Origin of the sequence: Mesorhizobium sp. M0478 (assembly GCF_040321305.1) — a bacterium.
GTDB lineage: Bacteria > Pseudomonadota > Alphaproteobacteria > Rhizobiales > Rhizobiaceae > Mesorhizobium.
On sequence record NZ_JAMYRH010000008.1, the window covers coordinates 110,293 to 124,712 of the forward strand.

Genomic DNA, 14,420 nt, shown 5'->3' on the forward strand with positions numbered 1-14,420 from the left:
TGTCATCCATCAGCAAAAAAGCCCGGGAACCGGGCTTTTTTGCTTCGCGTCTAAATCATTTCGGACTTATCCGAAACGGGAATTTGGTGCCCAGAAGAGGACTCGAACCTCCACTCCTTGCGGAACACGGACCTGAACCGTGCGCGTCTACCAATTCCGCCATCTGGGCTGGTGCGGGCTCATGTAAGCGGGCAAACGATATGTGTCAACGCGCTTTTTCGAGGGCCGCTGCCTGCCGGCTTAGTTTCCCGGGGGTCAGCGCCGCCCCTCACCTGCCTGCCGGCATCCTCTCCCCGCACAGTGACGGGGAGAGGGGCGCTCTCATCGATGATTTTCGCCGGTCACCTGCGTCACAAGAAGAGCGCCGAGGCTGCGGCCAGCCCTTTCTCCCCGTCACTACACCGGGAGAACTGCCCGGCAGGGCAATGAGGGGCAGCGCCGACTCGGCGAATGCGTTGGCCGAAAACCTCACCCCTCCAGCACGTCCTTCGACGCCACAGTGGAATCGGCGTTGAGCTCGTAGATCACCGGCACGCCGGTGCCGAGCTCGAGCTTGACGATCTGCTCGCCGCTCTTGCCGTCCAGCGCCATGATCAGTGCGCGCAGCGAATTGCCATGCGCGGCGACCAGCACGGTGCCGCCTTTCAGAACATGCGACTGCATGTCGTGCAGGTAATAGGGCCAGACGCGGGCGCCGGTGTCCTTCAGGCTTTCGCCGCCGGGCGGCGGCACGTCGTAGGAGCGGCGCCAGATGTGCACCTGCTCCTCGCCCCACTTCTGGCGCGCGTCGTCCTTGTTGAGGCCGGAGAGATCGCCATAGTCGCGCTCGTTCAGCGCCTGGTCGCGGATCGTCTTCAAATCGCTCTGGCCGACCGCGTCGAGAATGTGCTGGCAGGTCTTCTGCGCCCGGATCAGCGCCGAGGTGAAGGCAATGTCGAATTTCAAGCCGCGTGCCTTGAGCTTCTGGCCGGCTTCCTTGGCCTCCTTGTGGCCCTGCTCGGTAAGGTCGACATCGCGCCAGCCGGTGAACAGGTTCTTCAGGTTCCATTCGCTCTGGCCGTGGCGCACGAGCACGAGAGTTCCCGACATGTTTGCTCCTTCAAAATTATGGATGGTTTAGCTCAAGCCGAGCACGTCCCGCATGGAATAAAGTCCGGGCTTTTTACCGCGCGCCCAGAGCGCGGCCTTGACCGCGCCGCGGGCAAAGATGGCGCGGTCCTCGGCATGGTGCGACAGCGTGATGCGCTCGCCGGTCCCGGCCAGGATGACGCTGTGGTCGCCGACCACCGAGCCACCGCGCAAGCTGGCAAAGCCGATCGTTCCTGGCTTGCGCACGCCGGTATGGCCGTCGCGTGACCGCACATCGTTGCCGGCAAGGGAAATGCCGCGTCCCGCCGCCGCCGCTTCGCCGAGCAGCAAGGCGGTGCCCGAGGGCGCGTCGACCTTGTGCTTGTGATGCATTTCGAGGATCTCGATGTCGAAATCCTCTGGACCGAGCGCGCGCGCGGCCTGCCCGACCAGCACCGCCAGAAGATTGACGCCGAGGCTCATATTGCCGGATTTGACGATCGTCGCGTGGCGCGCCGCGGCCTCGATCCTGGCGTCGTCTTCCGCCGAGCAGCCGGTGGTGCCGATGACATGGGCAATGCGTGCCTGCGCGGCATAGCCTGCGAATTCGACGGTGGCTGCCGGCATGGTGAAATCGAGCACGCCGTCGGCCTTGGCGAACACCGGCAGCGGATCGTCGCCGATCGTCACATTGATGATGCCGATGCCGGCAAGCTCGCCCGCATCCCTGCCGAGATAGGGCGATCCGGTTCGTTCGACCGCGCCGACGACGCGGGCGCCGGGGATCGAATGGATGGCGCGGATCAGCGTCTGGCCCATGCGGCCGGCCGCCCCCACCACCACCAGGCCCATTTCGCTGGATTCGCTCATGCTGTTCTCCCCACCGCCTTCTTGGCGCGGCTGCGCCGGACCGGAGTTTGGACGGGCTTCGAGTCGTCGACAAGCCCCAGTCCGTTCTTGCCTTGAATGCGGTGGAAGCGGGCGTAGACACTGTTTGGATCGGCCATCAGTGCGGCATGGGTGCCTTCCTCGACCAGGCGCCCCTCTTCAAGCACGATAATGTGGTCGGCGTTGACGACCGTCGACAGGCGATGCGCTATCACGATGGTGGTGCGCCCTTCCATCACGTGGGTCAGGGCCTCCTGGACGCGCGCCTCGGCCTCGTTGTCGAGCGCCGAGGTCGCTTCGTCGAGCAAAAGGATCGGCGCGTTGCGCACGATCGCCCGCGCAATCGAGACGCGCTGGCGCTGGCCGCCGGAAAGGGTCGAGCCGCCCTCGCCGACGGGCGTGTCGTAGCCCTGCGGCTGCTGACGGATGAACTCGTCGGCCGCCGCCAGCACCGCCGCCCGCTCGATCTCGGCGTCGGTCGCCGAAAGTCGGCCAAAACGGATGTTGTCGCGTATGCTGCCTTCGAACAGATAGGGCGCCTGCGAGACATAGGCGATCGAGCCGCGCAGCGAGTGCTTGGTGACTTTGGAAATGTCCTGGCCATCGATCTCGATCGAACCCTTGTCGACATCGTAGAAGCGCTGCAGCAGCGCCACGAGCGTCGTCTTGCCGGCACCCGAGGCCCCGACCACCGCCGTAACCTTGCCGGCCGCGGCGGTGAAACTCAGGTTCCTGATCACCGGCATGTCGGCGCTGTAGCCGAACGTCACATTGTCGAAGCGAACCTCGCCGGTGGTGATCCTGGCTTCGACCGCGTCGGGCGCATCGCCCTGTTTAGGCTCCAGGTCGAGCAGCTCGTAAATCATCCGGGCGTTGACCAGGGCACGTTCCATACCGACCTGCGTACGAGCCAGGCGCCGTGCCGGATCGTAGGCCATGATCAGCGCGGTGATGAAGGAAAACACAGCGCCTGGTGGTTGTCCGAGCACCAGCGCCCGGTAGCCGGAATAGGCAAGGACGGAGGTAATGGCGAGACCGCCCAAAATCTCGGAAATCGGCGACAGCCGCTCCGCGACCCGGGCGATCTTGTTGTTACGCTGCTCGGCCGTATCGGCCATGATGCCGATCCGGCGCGCCAGCTCGGCTTCCAGGGTGAAGGCCTTGACGATGGCGATGCCTTGCGTGGCCTCCTGTACGGACCCGTTCAGCCGCGAGTTGATCAGCACCGATTCCCGGTTGATGCGCCGCAATCGGCGGGTGATGTAGACGACGGCCCAGATCAGCGGCGGCCCGATCAGCAGCGAGCTGAGCGACAACACCGGATCCTGGTAGATCATGACGCCGACGAGGGCGATCAGCGAGACCGCGTCGCGGCTGATGGAGGTCAGCGTCAGCGACAGCAGATCGCGAACGCCGCCGACATTCTCGTTGACCTGTGCCGCCAGCCGACCGGAACGCGTATCGTTGAAGAAGTCGACGCCGAGCTTCATCAGGTGGTCGAAGCTGCGCTTCTGGTAGCGGGCGACCAGATTGTTGCCGATCTTGGCCAACGCGACCGCCTGGCCGTAACCGGCGAAGCCGCGCAGCACGGAGGCGGCCATGAACCCGGCGCAGATCCAGACGATCATGTCGCCGCGTCGTTCGTAGAAGATCTCGTTGATCATCGGGGCCATGATCCACGCCGTGAAGGCGGTGGTGGCGGAAACAATCAGCAGGCAGCCGACGGCAACGACATAGGTCCAGCGATATTCACTGCCGTTTTCGGCCAGGATGCGGCGCAGCACCGCAGTGACCTCAGCTGGCTGGACTTTCAGTTTGAGTGGACTTTGAGCGGTCAAATCGCGGGCGCTTCGTGGTTTGCTAGAGCATGATGCCGAAAAGTGTGAAGCGGTTTTCGGACGACATCATGCTCTATCTCTTTGATTTAGAGCCGGATTCAGATTTCAGGTCGATTCGATCCGAAATCATCAGGCCCTAGGGATGCCAGGCTGGAATTCGGCCCCTCTTAGCGCCCCGGCTACGGCTTGCCTATGGCGAAACTTCGTCGCGGCCCGAGGTTGGGGTCACGAAAGCGGCAGCCATTTCCAAGAAAATACCCGTTTTCGGGACGAAATGGATCATGCCCGCCAGCGCCGCCCCGCGGTCTGGACGCCGAACAGCGAAGGGTTGCGGGCATAGGCGGCAAGGCCCAGAAGTGCCGCCAGCGGGTGGGTGATGACATAGACCGGCATCGAGGCCATCAGCGCGCTGTGCGGCGCCTTGTCCTCGAAGGCGGCGCGGAAATTGCCTTCCTTCAGCGCGGGCACGATCTTTTGCGCGATGCCGCCGGTCAAGAACACGCCGCCGCGGCTCATGAACACCAGCGCGAGGTCGCCGGCGGTGCGGCCGAGGCAGGTGACGAACAGCGCCAGCGCTTCCTCGGCGACCGCATCGGTCTTGGCCAGCGCCGCCCCGGTGATTTCGGCCGGCGTGGTGAACGGCGCCGGCTTGCCGTCGGCCTTGGCGACCGCCCGGTAGACATTGACCAGACCGCGCCCGCACAGGATCTGCTCGCCCGAAATGCGGCCGTCCAGCTTTTCGATATGCGGGAACACCTCGAAATCGCGCGGCGTCCGCGGACCGATATCCATGTGGCCGCCTTCGCCAGGCACCGGTATCCAGTGGTGGAGGGCATGAACCAACCCGGCGACGCCGAGGCCGGTGCCGGGACCGAGCACGACACGCCCGGCATTCTCCTCCGGCGTGCCGCCGCCGATCTTTTCCATGTGCTCTTCGCCGAGCGCCACGACGGCCAGCGCCTGCGCCTCGAAATCGTTGAGCACGACGATGTCGCCCAGGCCCAGATTGGCAAACATCTGCTTCGGCTTCACCACCCAGGGACAATTGGTAAGCGGGATCTCGTCGCCATCGACTGGTCCGGCGATGGCCAGCACTGCCGAATTCGGCCGGATGGACGACCGGTCGAGCACCGCCGCCTGGATCGCCTCGTCTATGGTGGCGAAATTGGCGGTTTGCACGATATGCGGCTCACCGGCTTCCGAATTTGCGTCGAGCACGATCGAAAAGCGCGCATTGGTGCCGCCGATGTCGCCGATCAGCACTGGAAACCGCAACGCGGTGTCGTCGTCGCCTGACATGCTCTTGCTCGTCCCCTTTGCGGCGCCGTTGCGACCGTTTCAATCGCCCGGTTTTCAATCGCCCGGTTTTTCAATCGCCCGGTGTTCAATCGCCCGGTGTTCAATCGATTGACTAGCGCATGGCCCCGGAAAGGGAAAGCGTCAGTTCGCCATCACTGTCCGACGTTTGCCGGCGGCCGTCGCCTTGGCAGGGGAATGCCGATCTCCGGCGTGGCGGTGAAGGCGTTGGCTGCGTTTGGCAAGCCGCCCGCATTGCCCGCAATAGGCGGAGGCGCGTCGGGTTCCGGCGCCCTGGCGGCGATCGGCACGCCGCCGCCGCGATAGGTGACGGCTTCGGCCGAGTCCGCGTCGGGCTGGTCAAGCACGAACTGGCATTGTTTCGGCAGGTTCGCCATCGTCATCAGGTCGCGCGCCTTGGGCGCATCCGGGTTCTTGTTGGGGCGCCACGGCTCCTCGGTAAACCACCAGGCCAGCGGCTTGCCGCAGCCGTCATCGTCGGGCGTCGCTTCCTGTCCCTTGCAGTTGGGCGAACCCGGCTGGCAGCCGATGCGGATGTGGAAATGATAGTCATGACCCCAGAACGGCCGGATTTTTCTCAGCCAGGTACGGTCGCCGGTGACGGTGTCGCACAGCTTCTTCTTGATCCCAGGATTGACCAGGATGCGCTCGACTTCCGGATAGCTAGCCGCGCGCTTCAACAGCTTGGTATGCATCGGCTTCCACAGCCTGTCCTTCACCAGATGCGTCTTGTCGTCGACCATCAGCGTGGCGCTGATGTTTTCGCGCTCCTGGGTGGTGAGCTTGCGGTCGGGCATTGGCGTCAGCCAGATGTCGGCGTCGAGGCCGATCTGGTGCGAGGCGTGCCCGGTCAGCATCGGCCCGCCGCGCGGCTGCGAAATGTCGCCGATCAGAAGCCCCGGCCAGCCGTCGGCGGCGGCATCGCGCGACAGTTTCTCGATCAGCGCAATCATCGTTGGATGACCCCAGCGCCGGTTGCGCGAGGGACGCATCACCTCCCAGTTCTGGCCGTCCATCGGAATGGCGACGCCGCCAGTGAAGCAGCCCTTTGAATAGAAGCCGAAGGATTGCGCCGCAGCCACCGCCGGCAGCTTCTTGGCGCCGAACAGGTCTTTTGCCCGTGGCTCGGCCGTGATTGCGCCCGCCACCAGCCCGGCCAGCGCCACGATCGCCAGCGCCGCCGTCAGGAACGGCCGTCTGCCGGTCAAGGATCGCATCGAAATCGTCATGAACCCCACTGCAAAAGTCCGCAACACAATCGAATCATATCACCCTCGGGCTCGCGTTTCGATTATCTACCTTCATCGGGCTGCGCGGCTCGCCGTCGCGCCAGCTGCCGTCGGCCCACATCCGATCGAACGCCTGGCGGTAGTCCGGATAGCGGAACCGGTAGCCCGCCGCCTTGATCGCGGCGTTGGCGACGCGCTTGTTCTCGCCATAGAAGGACCGCGCCATGGGCGAAAGTTGGGCGGTCTCGAAAGGAATCTCCGGCGGCGGCTCGACGCCCATCAGCGAAGCGGCATAGGTGACGACATCCTGCGGCGGCGCCGGCTCGTCATCGGTGATGTTGAAAATGCCGCCTCTATTGCCACCGATGAGGTGCCAGAGCGCGCCGGCGATGTCGTCGCAATGGATGCGGTTGAACACCTGGTCGGGCTTGACCAGCCGCCTGGCCGTGCCGTTTTCCAGATTGACCAGCGCGTTGCGACCCGGCCCGTAAATGCCGGAAAGCCGCAGGATGGCCACCGGCTTGCCGGTCTCGAGTCCAAGCTGCAGCCAGCCCCGCTCGGCCGCCACTCGCATCGACGAGCGTTTCGACACCGGCCGGCATTCGGCCGTTTCATCGACCCAGGCACCGTCATAATTGCCATAGACGCCGACGGTCGAGAGATAGCCGATCCAGCGAAGCGCCGGCATCGCCTCGATCGCCTTGCGCGCGGCGAGAAGCACAGGGTCGCCGGCCTCCTCCGGGGCTACGGAGATGACAAGATGGGTGGTGGTCTCCAGCGTTTCGCCGATTTCAGGTGTCAGGGCGCCGTGAAACAGCAGCGGCGCGATGCCGGCCTGACGCAATGCCTCGAATTTCTCGGCCGAGCGCGTGGTGCCGAAGATCGTAATCGCCTCCGCATTGGCCCGTGCAAAGGCTTTGCCCGAATAGCCGGCGCCGAAGATAAAAACCTGTTTTTCGCTCATGCGTGCGCCTCAATTGGCAATACGGACAGCCATTCGCCCCGCACTGTCGTGTCGGTTTCAGTGTTCGAGTAGATCGCCGCCTGCCTGTTGAATTCGGCGGCCGGCACCAGCCGCGACAGCGCCCAGATCGCCGCGCCGCGCACCAGCGGCGAGGCATCGCCAAGCAGATCGCGCACCGGGCCGGCCAGCGAAACATCGCCGGAATTGCCGGCGGCAACCAGCACATTGCGGACAAAGCGGTCGCGGCCGATGCGCTTGATCGGCGAGCCGGAGAAAAAGGTCCGGAACGCCGTGTCGTCTAGCTGCAACAGCTCGCCCAGCGGCGGCTCGCGCAGTTCGTCGCGGGCAGCAAGCTTGGCTTCCGAAGCGGCGCGGGCAAACTTGTTCCACGGGCAGGCGGCAAGGCAATCGTCGCAGCCATAGATGCGGTTGCCGATCTTTTCGCGGAATTCTTGCGGGATCGGCCCCTTGTTCTCGATGGTCAGGTAGGAGATGCAGCGCCTGGCATCGAGCCGGTAGGGCGCCGGAAAGGCATCGGTCGGGCAGGCGTCGAGGCAGGCGCGGCAGGAACCGCAATGGTCTACCTCGGTCGCATCTGGCGTGAGCTCCGCCGTGGTGAAGATGGTGCCGAGAAACAGCCAGGAGCCGTGCTCGCGGCTGACCAGATTGGTGTGCTTGCCTTGCCAGCCGAGCCCGGCGGCCTCAGCCAGCGGCTTTTCCATAACCGGGGCCGTATCGACGAAAACCTTCACGTCGCCGCCGGCCCGCGCCACGATCTTGCCGGCGATCTCCTTCAGCCGGCCCTTCATCACTTCGTGATAGTCGCGGTTTTGCGCATAGACCGAGATCGCGCCGCGATCGCGCCTTGCCTGCAGCGCACGCGGATCGTGGTCGGGGCCGTAATTCATTGCCAGCACGATGATCGAGCGCACCTCGGGCCACAGCGTCGAAGGCTCGCTGCGGCGTTGGAGCGTCTCCGCAATCCACGCCATCGAACCGTGAAAACCATCGGCGACGAATTCTGCCAATCTGGCCGGCGCCAGCGGGATCGCGTCAGGCGTGATGACGGCAACCGCATCGAAGCCGGCGCGCCGCGCCTCGGCGTCGATCAGCGCGCGCAGGGTTTGGCTTCTAGAAGTCGAGGTCCGCATAATGCGAAACCGGCGACAGGCCGCGAACCCGGTCGGAGAGCAGCGGCCGGAACGACGGCCGCGATTTCACCCGCGTGTACCATTCGCGCGCCGCGGCATGCTCGCGCCAATCGATCTCGCCGAGATAATCCAGCACCGACAGCGTCGCCGCTGCCGCCAGGTCGGCATAGGTGACCTTGCTGCCGGCCAGCCAATGACGGGTGCCGGCCAGCCAGTTGGTGTACTTCATGTGCTGGCGAATGTTGGCGCGCGCCGCGCGGATCGCCGCCGAATCGGGGGAACCGCCGCCCGCCGTTTCCGGCATCACCGGCTTCAGCACGCGCTCGCGCACCAGATGCCGGGTCACTTCGCTCTCGGCCTTGTTGAGATACCAGTCGGTCAGGCGGCGGATTTCGGCGCGCTGCATCGGGTCTTCCGCAAACAGGCGCTTGTCGCGCTTCAGGACACCACGTGTTTCGTCGAGATATTCAGCGATCACCATGGCGCCGACGATCGGCACGTCGCCTTCGGCCAGCAGGATAGGCAAGGTGCCGGCCGGGTTCAGCGCCAAAAACTCCTTGCGCCGCGTCCACGGTTTTTCCTCGATCAGCGCCAGCTCCTCGCCATATTCGCCGAAGGCGAGGCGCACGAAGCGGCAGGTGGCGAACATCGGGTGATGGAAAAGCGTCAGCATGATTCCGCGATATTAAGGCGCACTGGCGAATCGCCGTCCGCACCGGTAAGTCTTGGCGGCCCGTCATGCGGCCGTCACGGTGCTGCGACCTATAGGGGGACTTCCGCGCCGTGACAAGCAAGCCCTTTTGCCAGCCGTTTCCTTCCGTCCCTTGAATGCCGAGGTTGCCATGGATAGCCACACCATCGTCGAAGCCCTGCTGCTCGGCCTGCTGGAGGGGCTGACCGAGTTCATCCCGGTCTCCTCGACCGGCCATATCCTGCTCGCCGGCCATTTCCTCGGCTTCCATTCCACCGGCAAGGCGTTCGAGATCCTGATCCAGCTCGGCGCCATCCTGGCGATCCTCAGCGTCTATTTCCGCCGCCTGTGGCAGATGCTGCTCGACCTGCCGCATGACCGGCTGACGCGGCATTTCGTCATCGGCATCCTGATTGCCTTCCTGCCGGCCGCCATCATCGGCGCGCTGGCGCATGATTTCATCAAAACGGTGCTGTTCGAATCGCCAAGGCTGATCTGCATCATGCTGATCATCGGCGGCGTCGTGCTGTTGGTCGTGGACCGCATGAAGCTGCAGCCGGTCTATCGCGATGTCGAGCGCTTCCCGACAAGGCTTTACCTGCAGATCGGCCTGTTCCAGTGCCTGTCGCTGATCCCCGGCACGTCGCGCTCCGGCTCGACCATCGTCGGCGCGCTGCTGCTGGGCGTCGACAAGCGCGCGGCGGCGGAATTCTCCTTCTTCCTCGCCATCCCGACCATGGTCGGCGCCTTCGCCTTCGATCTGTTCAAGAACCGCAACGTGCTGAGCAGCGCCGACCTGCCGATCATCGCTATCGGCTTCATCGCCGCCTTCCTTACCGCGCTGATCGTCGTCCGCTTCCTGCTCGATTACGTCTCGCGCAACGGCTATTCGCTGTTCGGCTGGTGGCGCCTGGTGGTGGGAGCGGTTGGGTTGGTGGCGCTTTTCATTTGGGGGTGAGCTTTACCCTCCCCCTTGTGGGGGTCCGAAGGACGGGCGAGACAGGCGGCTCGCCCCGGTCAGTCGATCCGCAAAGCGGATCGGGGTGGGGGCGCCACACCCCCGCCCCGTTTCGCCAACGACGCGTCGAGTCGCTTGCTCACCGACCCTCCCCACAAGGGGGAGGGTAAAGGCCGCTAACTCCTCCCAAAAAACGCGTTCTCGACATGCACCGGCCAGCGCCAGGGCAGCACCGCGATCATGTCGAAGCGCATCGACAATCTGCCGTAGTCCGGATGCCGCGACAGCCAGATGTCGGCGGCGCCCTCGATGCGGTGCTCCGATTCGTGGCCGATCGCCTCCATCGCTTCCATCAGCGTGCGCCGCGCCTTGACCTCGACGAACAGCACCAGGTCGCCGCGCCTGGCGATCAGGTCGATCTCGCCGAAGCGGGTGCGATGCCGGCGGGCGAGGATGCGATAACCTTTCAGCATCAGCGCCGCTGCCGCCAGCCACTCGCCGCGATGGCCGCGCCGATAGGCTTTTTGGCGGCTGGCGGCCGGGCGCTCAGCCACCTTCGCCTTCTCCAACCGCATTCCTGAGTTCCAGCAGCCGGCGGTAGAGCGACTGCTTCTGCCCGCCTGTCATCTTCGCCGCTTCCGCCGCCGCCTTGGACGCCGGCATTTCGGCGGCCAGCGACAGCAGCAGCCGGTCGATGTCGGCGGGTTGGTCGGCCTTGATCTCGGCGGGTCCGACGCAGATGACGATCTCGCCCTTCGGCGTGTCAGCCGCCGCATAGTGGTCGGCCAGCGCCTGCAGCGTTCCCGTCCGCATCTCTTCAAAAGTCTTGGTCAGCTCGCGGCCGATGGCGGCCTTGCGCCCACCACCCAGCGCCTCGACCATCGCAAGCAGCGTATCGGCCAGCCGGCGTGGCGACTCGAAGAAGATCAGCGTTGCCGGCACCGTCTTGAAGGTCTCCAGCCTGGTCAGCCGCTGCCCAGATTTCACCGGCAAAAACCCCGCAAACAGGAAGGCGTCGGACGGCAGGCCCGACGCCGTCAGCGCCGCCAGCGGCGCCGATGGGCCGGGGATCGGCACCACGCGCAGGCCGCGCTCCAGCGCTTCGCCGACCAGCCGGTAGCCTGGGTCGGAGATCAGCGGCGTGCCGGCATCCGAAATCAGCGCCACGCTCTGCCCGGCCTCGAGTGCCGCGATCAGCTTCGGTCCGGCCTCGCCGGCATTGTGTTCATGATAGGCCGTGGTGCGGCGGCGGATGCCGTAGCGGTCGAGCAGCACGCGCGAGACGCGGGTGTCCTCGCAGGCGACGACGTCGGCGGCCGCCAGCGTTTCCAGCGCGCGCAGCGTGATGTCGGAGAGATTGCCGATCGGCGTCGCCACCAGATACAGCGCCGGCGCCAGCGGCCGGACTGCGAGCTCGGTCTGCCCGATCACATAGCTGCGTTTCTCGCCGGTCACCGGGTCTCTCCATTTCGCCCTGTTTGGCATGGCGCGCGCCGGGTTGCAAAACTCCCGAACGTCGGGCCAAACCTGACGCCGATGTAACCCGGCGGCCATGTCTTTGCCACAGTGGGGAACGAAAGCGTGGCTGGCGGATTGAATACCTGAGTCTCTTGAGGAGGAGGACAGGATGGACAGCCTGGAATTGCAGGACGTTTTCGAGCCCTACTATGCCGGGCGCAACCGCGTGCCCGCGCCAAAGGGCAAGCGTGCGCTCGCCGAGAGCGACACCGGCCTGACCAGTCGGGCGGCCACCGCCTTGCCGACGAATGTCAGGCTTTCGGACAACAAACCGGACAGCACGACGGAGCACTGACCGTACGATGCCCAATCGTTTCGATATCTTCATCACCCGTCTTGAAACGAAGAGCGCCCGCGAAGGCGCGCCGCCGCATCCGATGAACGACCAGAACAGCGTCCGCCGGGACAAGAGCGACGCCAAGCCGGCCCGGACCGGAGAGGCGCATGCCGAGAAACACCGCGGCAAGCGCCGCTTCAAGCACGACGCTTGACGAAGAGCACGTTTTTCAAAGGCGTTATCGCGCCAAATCCGCCACCACGGCATCGAGCACGATCATGCCGGCTGGCGTGGCGCGTAGCCTGGCATTGCCGATCGGCGCCACCAGCCCCTCATCCTGCAGTACGGTCAGCCGGGCGCTCGACAGGCCACGCCCGGAAAACGCCTCGTAGCGGGAAAGGTCGATGCCTTCGGCCAACCTCAGCCCCATCAGCAGGAACTCGTCGGCCTCCTCCGAGCGTGTCAAGACCTCGCCGCCGGTGACGCCATGGCCTTTGGCCTCGACAAGACCGGCCCAGGTCTCCGGCATCCGCTCGGCGATCGTCACGATGCGCTGGCCGTTTTCGATAAAGCGGCCATGCGCGCCCGGTCCGACGCCGACATATTCGCCATACCGCCAATAGGTCAGATTGTGCCGGCTCTCGGCGCCCGGCCTGGCGTGGTTGGAAATCTCATAGGCCGGCAGGCCATGCGCCGCGGTGACCTCCTGAGTCAGCGCATAGAGATCGGCGGCCCGGTCATTGTCGGGAACGGTAAACTTGTGCGCCGCATGCAGCGCATGGAACGGCGTGCCTTCCTCGATGGTCAGCTGGTAGAGCGACAGATGGTCGGCGGCATGGCCGATCGCCTGTTCGAGCTCCACCTGCCAGTCGTCCAGCGTCTGGCCGGGGCGGGCGTAGATCAGGTCGAAGGAAAGTCTTGGGAATATGTCCCGTGCCAGGCCAATTGCATGCAGCGCCTCGTGGACATTGTGCAGCCGGCCGAGGAAGCGCAGATCCTTGTCGTTCAGCGCCTGCACGCCGAGCGACACGCGGTTGACGCCGGCGGCGCGGTAGCCGCGAAAGCGCTCGGCCTCGACCGAGGATGGATTGGCCTCCAGCGTCACCTCGATGCCGTCGGGCACCGTCCAGTTCTTCGCCACGGCGTCCAGCACCGCCGCCACCGTCTGCGGCTGCATCAGCGACGGTGTGCCGCCGCCGAGAAAGATACTGGTCACCTCGCGCGCCCCGGTCCGCTCGCGCATCGTCTTCAGCTCGGTCTCGAAGGCGCGGGCAAAGCGCTCCTGGTCGACCGGCTGGTGACGGACATGGCTGTTGAAGTCGCAATACGGGCATTTGGCCGCGCAGAACGGCCAATGGATGTAGACGCCGAAGCCCGGGCTGCGGTCCAGCGACATTAAGCTGAGCCTAACCTGGCGCGGGCGAATTTCTGGAAGGCGCGGGCGCGGTGCGACAGCGCCGTCGGCTGACCGGGCTTCCAGCCGTGTTTTTCCTCAGCGCTCATCTCGCCGAACGTCTTGTCGAAACCGTCGGGCAAAAACACCGGGTCGTAGCCGAAGCCGAGTTCGCCGCGCGGCGGCCACACCAGCGTTCCCTCAGCCTCGCCGCGATAATATTCAGCCTCGCCATTGGGGAAGGCCAGGCAGATGACGGCGACGAACCGCCCCTTGCGCTGCGCTGGCTTGGCGGCGCCGACCTCCTGCAAGGCCACTTCGGTGCGCTGCATGGCCATGCCGAAGTCGCGGCTGCCATCGGGAGCTTCGGCCCAATTGGCGGTGTAGACGCCGGGGGCGCCGTCGAGCGCGTCGACGCACAGGCCCGAATCGTCCGACAGCGCCGGCAGGCCGGTCGCCTTAGCCGCGGCGAAGGCCTTGATGTAGGCGTTTTCCTCGAAGGTGGTGCCGGTCTCCTCCGGTTCCGGCAGGCCGTAGTCCTTGGCCGACTTCGCCTCGAAGCCGAACGGACCCATCAAGTCGGCGAATTCGCGCAGCTTGCCTTCATTGTGGCTGGCAACGACGATCTTCTTTCCATCGAGAGAATGCATCAAAGGCCCCAGATCCCTGGCTCGGCGAATTCGATCGAATTGCCCGAGGGGTCGCGTATGTAGATCGAGCGCCCGCCCTGCGGCCATTCGAATTCGCTTTCGATGGCGATGTTTTTCGCCTCAAGTTGCGCCTTCCACTGTGCGAGTTCATCCGCACTTGCGGCAAAGCAGAGATGGCCCTCGCCGACCGTGCCATGTGGCGGCACTTTCAGCCGCGCATCGGGCGCCGGCGGGATTTTGGTGGCTTCGGCATTGAAGACCAGCAGCACGCCCGGGCCGCAGCGGAAGAAGAGATGGCGGCCGTCGACCTTGCCGAGGAGAGGGAGGCCGAGGACATCGGAGTAGAAGGTCTCGGCAGCCGGCAAATCAGTGACGTAAAGTGCCGATTCCAGAATCGCGGAGGGAGTCACGAGGCACCCCCCTCTGCCCTGCCGGGCATCTCCCCCGCAAGGGGGGAGATTGGCAGTTCCGCTGGCGG

At 65.1% G+C, this 14,420-nt stretch carries 16 protein-coding genes and 1 tRNA gene; 3 read left to right on the forward strand and 14 right to left on the reverse strand.

Features of this window, described 5'->3' with window-relative positions:
* Nucleotides 1–84: 84 nt before the first annotated feature.
* The 9 genes from NKI64_RS19815 to NKI64_RS19855 form a co-directional block, all read right to left on the reverse strand.
* Nucleotides 85–169: transfer RNA gene (locus NKI64_RS19815), tRNA-Leu, on the reverse strand.
* Nucleotides 170–468: 299 nt separating this feature from the next.
* Nucleotides 469–1,089 (reverse strand): 2,3-bisphosphoglycerate-dependent phosphoglycerate mutase, encoded by a 621-nt coding sequence (locus NKI64_RS19820; protein WP_352669535.1) that lies wholly within the window; start codon nucleotides 1,087–1,089, stop codon nucleotides 469–471.
* Nucleotides 1,090–1,116: 27 nt separating this feature from the next.
* Nucleotides 1,117–1,938, reverse strand: a complete 822-nt coding sequence (gene dapB / locus NKI64_RS19825; RefSeq protein WP_023747442.1) for a 4-hydroxy-tetrahydrodipicolinate reductase — start codon at nucleotides 1,936–1,938, stop codon at nucleotides 1,117–1,119.
* A complete protein-coding gene (locus tag NKI64_RS19830) occupies nucleotides 1,935–3,794 on the reverse strand; it encodes an ABC transporter ATP-binding protein (RefSeq protein WP_023681221.1) in 1,860 nt (619 codons plus the stop codon). Before NKI64_RS19830 ends, dapB begins: the two co-directional genes overlap by 4 nt.
* 279 nt (nucleotides 3,795–4,073) lie before the next feature.
* The gene (locus tag NKI64_RS19835) at nucleotides 4,074–5,093 is read right to left on the reverse strand and encodes a glucokinase (protein ID WP_023710339.1); all 1,020 of its coding nucleotides are present in this window, start codon (nucleotides 5,091–5,093) and stop codon (nucleotides 4,074–4,076) included.
* 152 nt (nucleotides 5,094–5,245) lie between these two features.
* Complete coding sequence (gene mepA / locus NKI64_RS19840; protein ID WP_460221917.1) at nucleotides 5,246–6,328, reverse strand: penicillin-insensitive murein endopeptidase; 1,083 nt, start codon at nucleotides 6,326–6,328, stop codon at nucleotides 5,246–5,248.
* 46 nt (nucleotides 6,329–6,374) lie between these two features.
* Complete coding sequence (locus NKI64_RS19845; protein ID WP_023710340.1) at nucleotides 6,375–7,304, reverse strand: SDR family oxidoreductase; 930 nt, start codon at nucleotides 7,302–7,304, stop codon at nucleotides 6,375–6,377.
* Nucleotides 7,301–8,455, reverse strand: coding sequence for a tRNA epoxyqueuosine(34) reductase QueG (gene queG, locus NKI64_RS19850; protein ID WP_352669538.1), 1,155 nt, complete (start codon nucleotides 8,453–8,455; stop codon nucleotides 7,301–7,303). Before queG ends, NKI64_RS19845 begins: the two co-directional genes overlap by 4 nt.
* On the reverse strand, nucleotides 8,436–9,128 hold the full coding sequence (locus tag NKI64_RS19855) for a glutathione S-transferase family protein (protein WP_023672063.1): 693 nt from the start codon (nucleotides 9,126–9,128) through the stop codon (nucleotides 8,436–8,438). Before NKI64_RS19855 ends, queG begins: the two co-directional genes overlap by 20 nt.
* 169 nt (nucleotides 9,129–9,297) lie before the next feature.
* Here NKI64_RS19855 and NKI64_RS19860 point away from each other — a divergent pair, with 169 nt between their 5' ends.
* Nucleotides 9,298–10,104 (forward strand): undecaprenyl-diphosphate phosphatase, encoded by an 807-nt coding sequence (locus NKI64_RS19860; protein WP_023687560.1) that lies wholly within the window; start codon nucleotides 9,298–9,300, stop codon nucleotides 10,102–10,104.
* A gap of 176 nt (nucleotides 10,105–10,280) precedes the next feature.
* Here NKI64_RS19860 and NKI64_RS19865 read toward each other — a convergent pair whose 3' ends face one another.
* Together NKI64_RS19865 and rsmI are read right to left on the reverse strand one after the other, a co-directional pair.
* Complete coding sequence (locus tag NKI64_RS19865; RefSeq protein WP_352669541.1) at nucleotides 10,281–10,658, reverse strand: YraN family protein; 378 nt, start codon at nucleotides 10,656–10,658, stop codon at nucleotides 10,281–10,283.
* The gene (gene rsmI / locus NKI64_RS19870; RefSeq protein ID WP_352669544.1) at nucleotides 10,651–11,559 is read right to left on the reverse strand and encodes a 16S rRNA (cytidine(1402)-2'-O)-methyltransferase; all 909 of its coding nucleotides are present in this window, start codon (nucleotides 11,557–11,559) and stop codon (nucleotides 10,651–10,653) included. The genes NKI64_RS19865 and rsmI overlap by 8 nt, the downstream gene beginning before the upstream one ends.
* 172 nt (nucleotides 11,560–11,731) lie before the next feature.
* Here rsmI and NKI64_RS19875 point away from each other — a divergent pair, with 172 nt between their 5' ends.
* Together NKI64_RS19875 and NKI64_RS19880 are read left to right on the forward strand one after the other, a co-directional pair.
* Complete coding sequence (locus NKI64_RS19875) at nucleotides 11,732–11,917, forward strand: hypothetical protein (protein ID WP_023681229.1); 186 nt, start codon at nucleotides 11,732–11,734, stop codon at nucleotides 11,915–11,917.
* A 7-nt stretch (nucleotides 11,918–11,924) separates the two neighbouring features.
* Entirely contained in the window at nucleotides 11,925–12,113 is a 189-nt protein-coding gene (locus NKI64_RS19880; RefSeq protein ID WP_023672058.1) for a hypothetical protein, read from the forward strand.
* Between the two features lie 24 nt (nucleotides 12,114–12,137).
* On the opposite strand, the gene hemW is transcribed toward NKI64_RS19880, so the two are convergent.
* Genes hemW through NKI64_RS19895 form a run of 3 tightly spaced genes read right to left on the reverse strand, consistent with a single transcriptional unit; the run spans nucleotide 12,138 to nucleotide 14,352 of the window.
* Nucleotides 12,138–13,295 (reverse strand): radical SAM family heme chaperone HemW, encoded by a 1,158-nt coding sequence (gene hemW, locus NKI64_RS19885; RefSeq protein WP_352669546.1) that lies wholly within the window; start codon nucleotides 13,293–13,295, stop codon nucleotides 12,138–12,140.
* Nucleotides 13,295–13,942 carry an RdgB/HAM1 family non-canonical purine NTP pyrophosphatase gene (rdgB, locus tag NKI64_RS19890; RefSeq protein WP_023692946.1) on the reverse strand — a complete coding sequence of 216 codons (648 nt, stop codon included), beginning with the start codon at nucleotides 13,940–13,942 and terminating at the stop codon, nucleotides 13,295–13,297. The genes hemW and rdgB overlap by 1 nt, the downstream gene beginning before the upstream one ends.
* Nucleotides 13,942–14,352 (reverse strand): VOC family protein, encoded by a 411-nt coding sequence (locus tag NKI64_RS19895; RefSeq protein WP_023728747.1) that lies wholly within the window; start codon nucleotides 14,350–14,352, stop codon nucleotides 13,942–13,944. Before NKI64_RS19895 ends, rdgB begins: the two co-directional genes overlap by 1 nt.
* Between the last annotated feature and the right edge of the window lie 68 nt (nucleotides 14,353–14,420).

Bases quoted from the DNA above. Each gene is read 5' to 3' on its own strand.
- NKI64_RS19820 (WP_352669535.1), bottom strand. From the start codon at position 1,089: ATGTCGGGAACTCTCGTGCTCGTGCGCCACGGCCAGAGCGAATGGAAC.
- dapB (WP_023747442.1), bottom strand. From the start codon at position 1,938: ATGAGCGAATCCAGCGAAATGGGCCTGGTGGTGGTGGGGGCGGCCGGC.
- NKI64_RS19835 (WP_023710339.1), bottom strand. From the start codon at position 5,093: ATGTCAGGCGACGACGACACCGCGTTGCGGTTTCCAGTGCTGATCGGC.
- mepA (WP_460221917.1), bottom strand. From the start codon at position 6,328: ATGCGATCCTTGACCGGCAGACGGCCGTTCCTGACGGCGGCGCTGGCG.
- NKI64_RS19845 (WP_023710340.1), bottom strand. From the start codon at position 7,304: ATGAGCGAAAAACAGGTTTTTATCTTCGGCGCCGGCTATTCGGGCAAA.
- queG (WP_352669538.1), bottom strand. From the start codon at position 8,455: ATGCGGACCTCGACTTCTAGAAGCCAAACCCTGCGCGCGCTGATCGAC.
- NKI64_RS19855 (WP_023672063.1), bottom strand. From the start codon at position 9,128: ATGCTGACGCTTTTCCATCACCCGATGTTCGCCACCTGCCGCTTCGTG.
- NKI64_RS19860 (WP_023687560.1), top strand. From the start codon at position 9,298: ATGGATAGCCACACCATCGTCGAAGCCCTGCTGCTCGGCCTGCTGGAG.
- NKI64_RS19875 (WP_023681229.1), top strand. From the start codon at position 11,732: ATGGACAGCCTGGAATTGCAGGACGTTTTCGAGCCCTACTATGCCGGG.
- NKI64_RS19880 (WP_023672058.1), top strand. From the start codon at position 11,925: ATGCCCAATCGTTTCGATATCTTCATCACCCGTCTTGAAACGAAGAGC.
- hemW (WP_352669546.1), bottom strand. From the start codon at position 13,295: ATGTCGCTGGACCGCAGCCCGGGCTTCGGCGTCTACATCCATTGGCCG.
- rdgB (WP_023692946.1), bottom strand. From the start codon at position 13,942: ATGCATTCTCTCGATGGAAAGAAGATCGTCGTTGCCAGCCACAATGAA.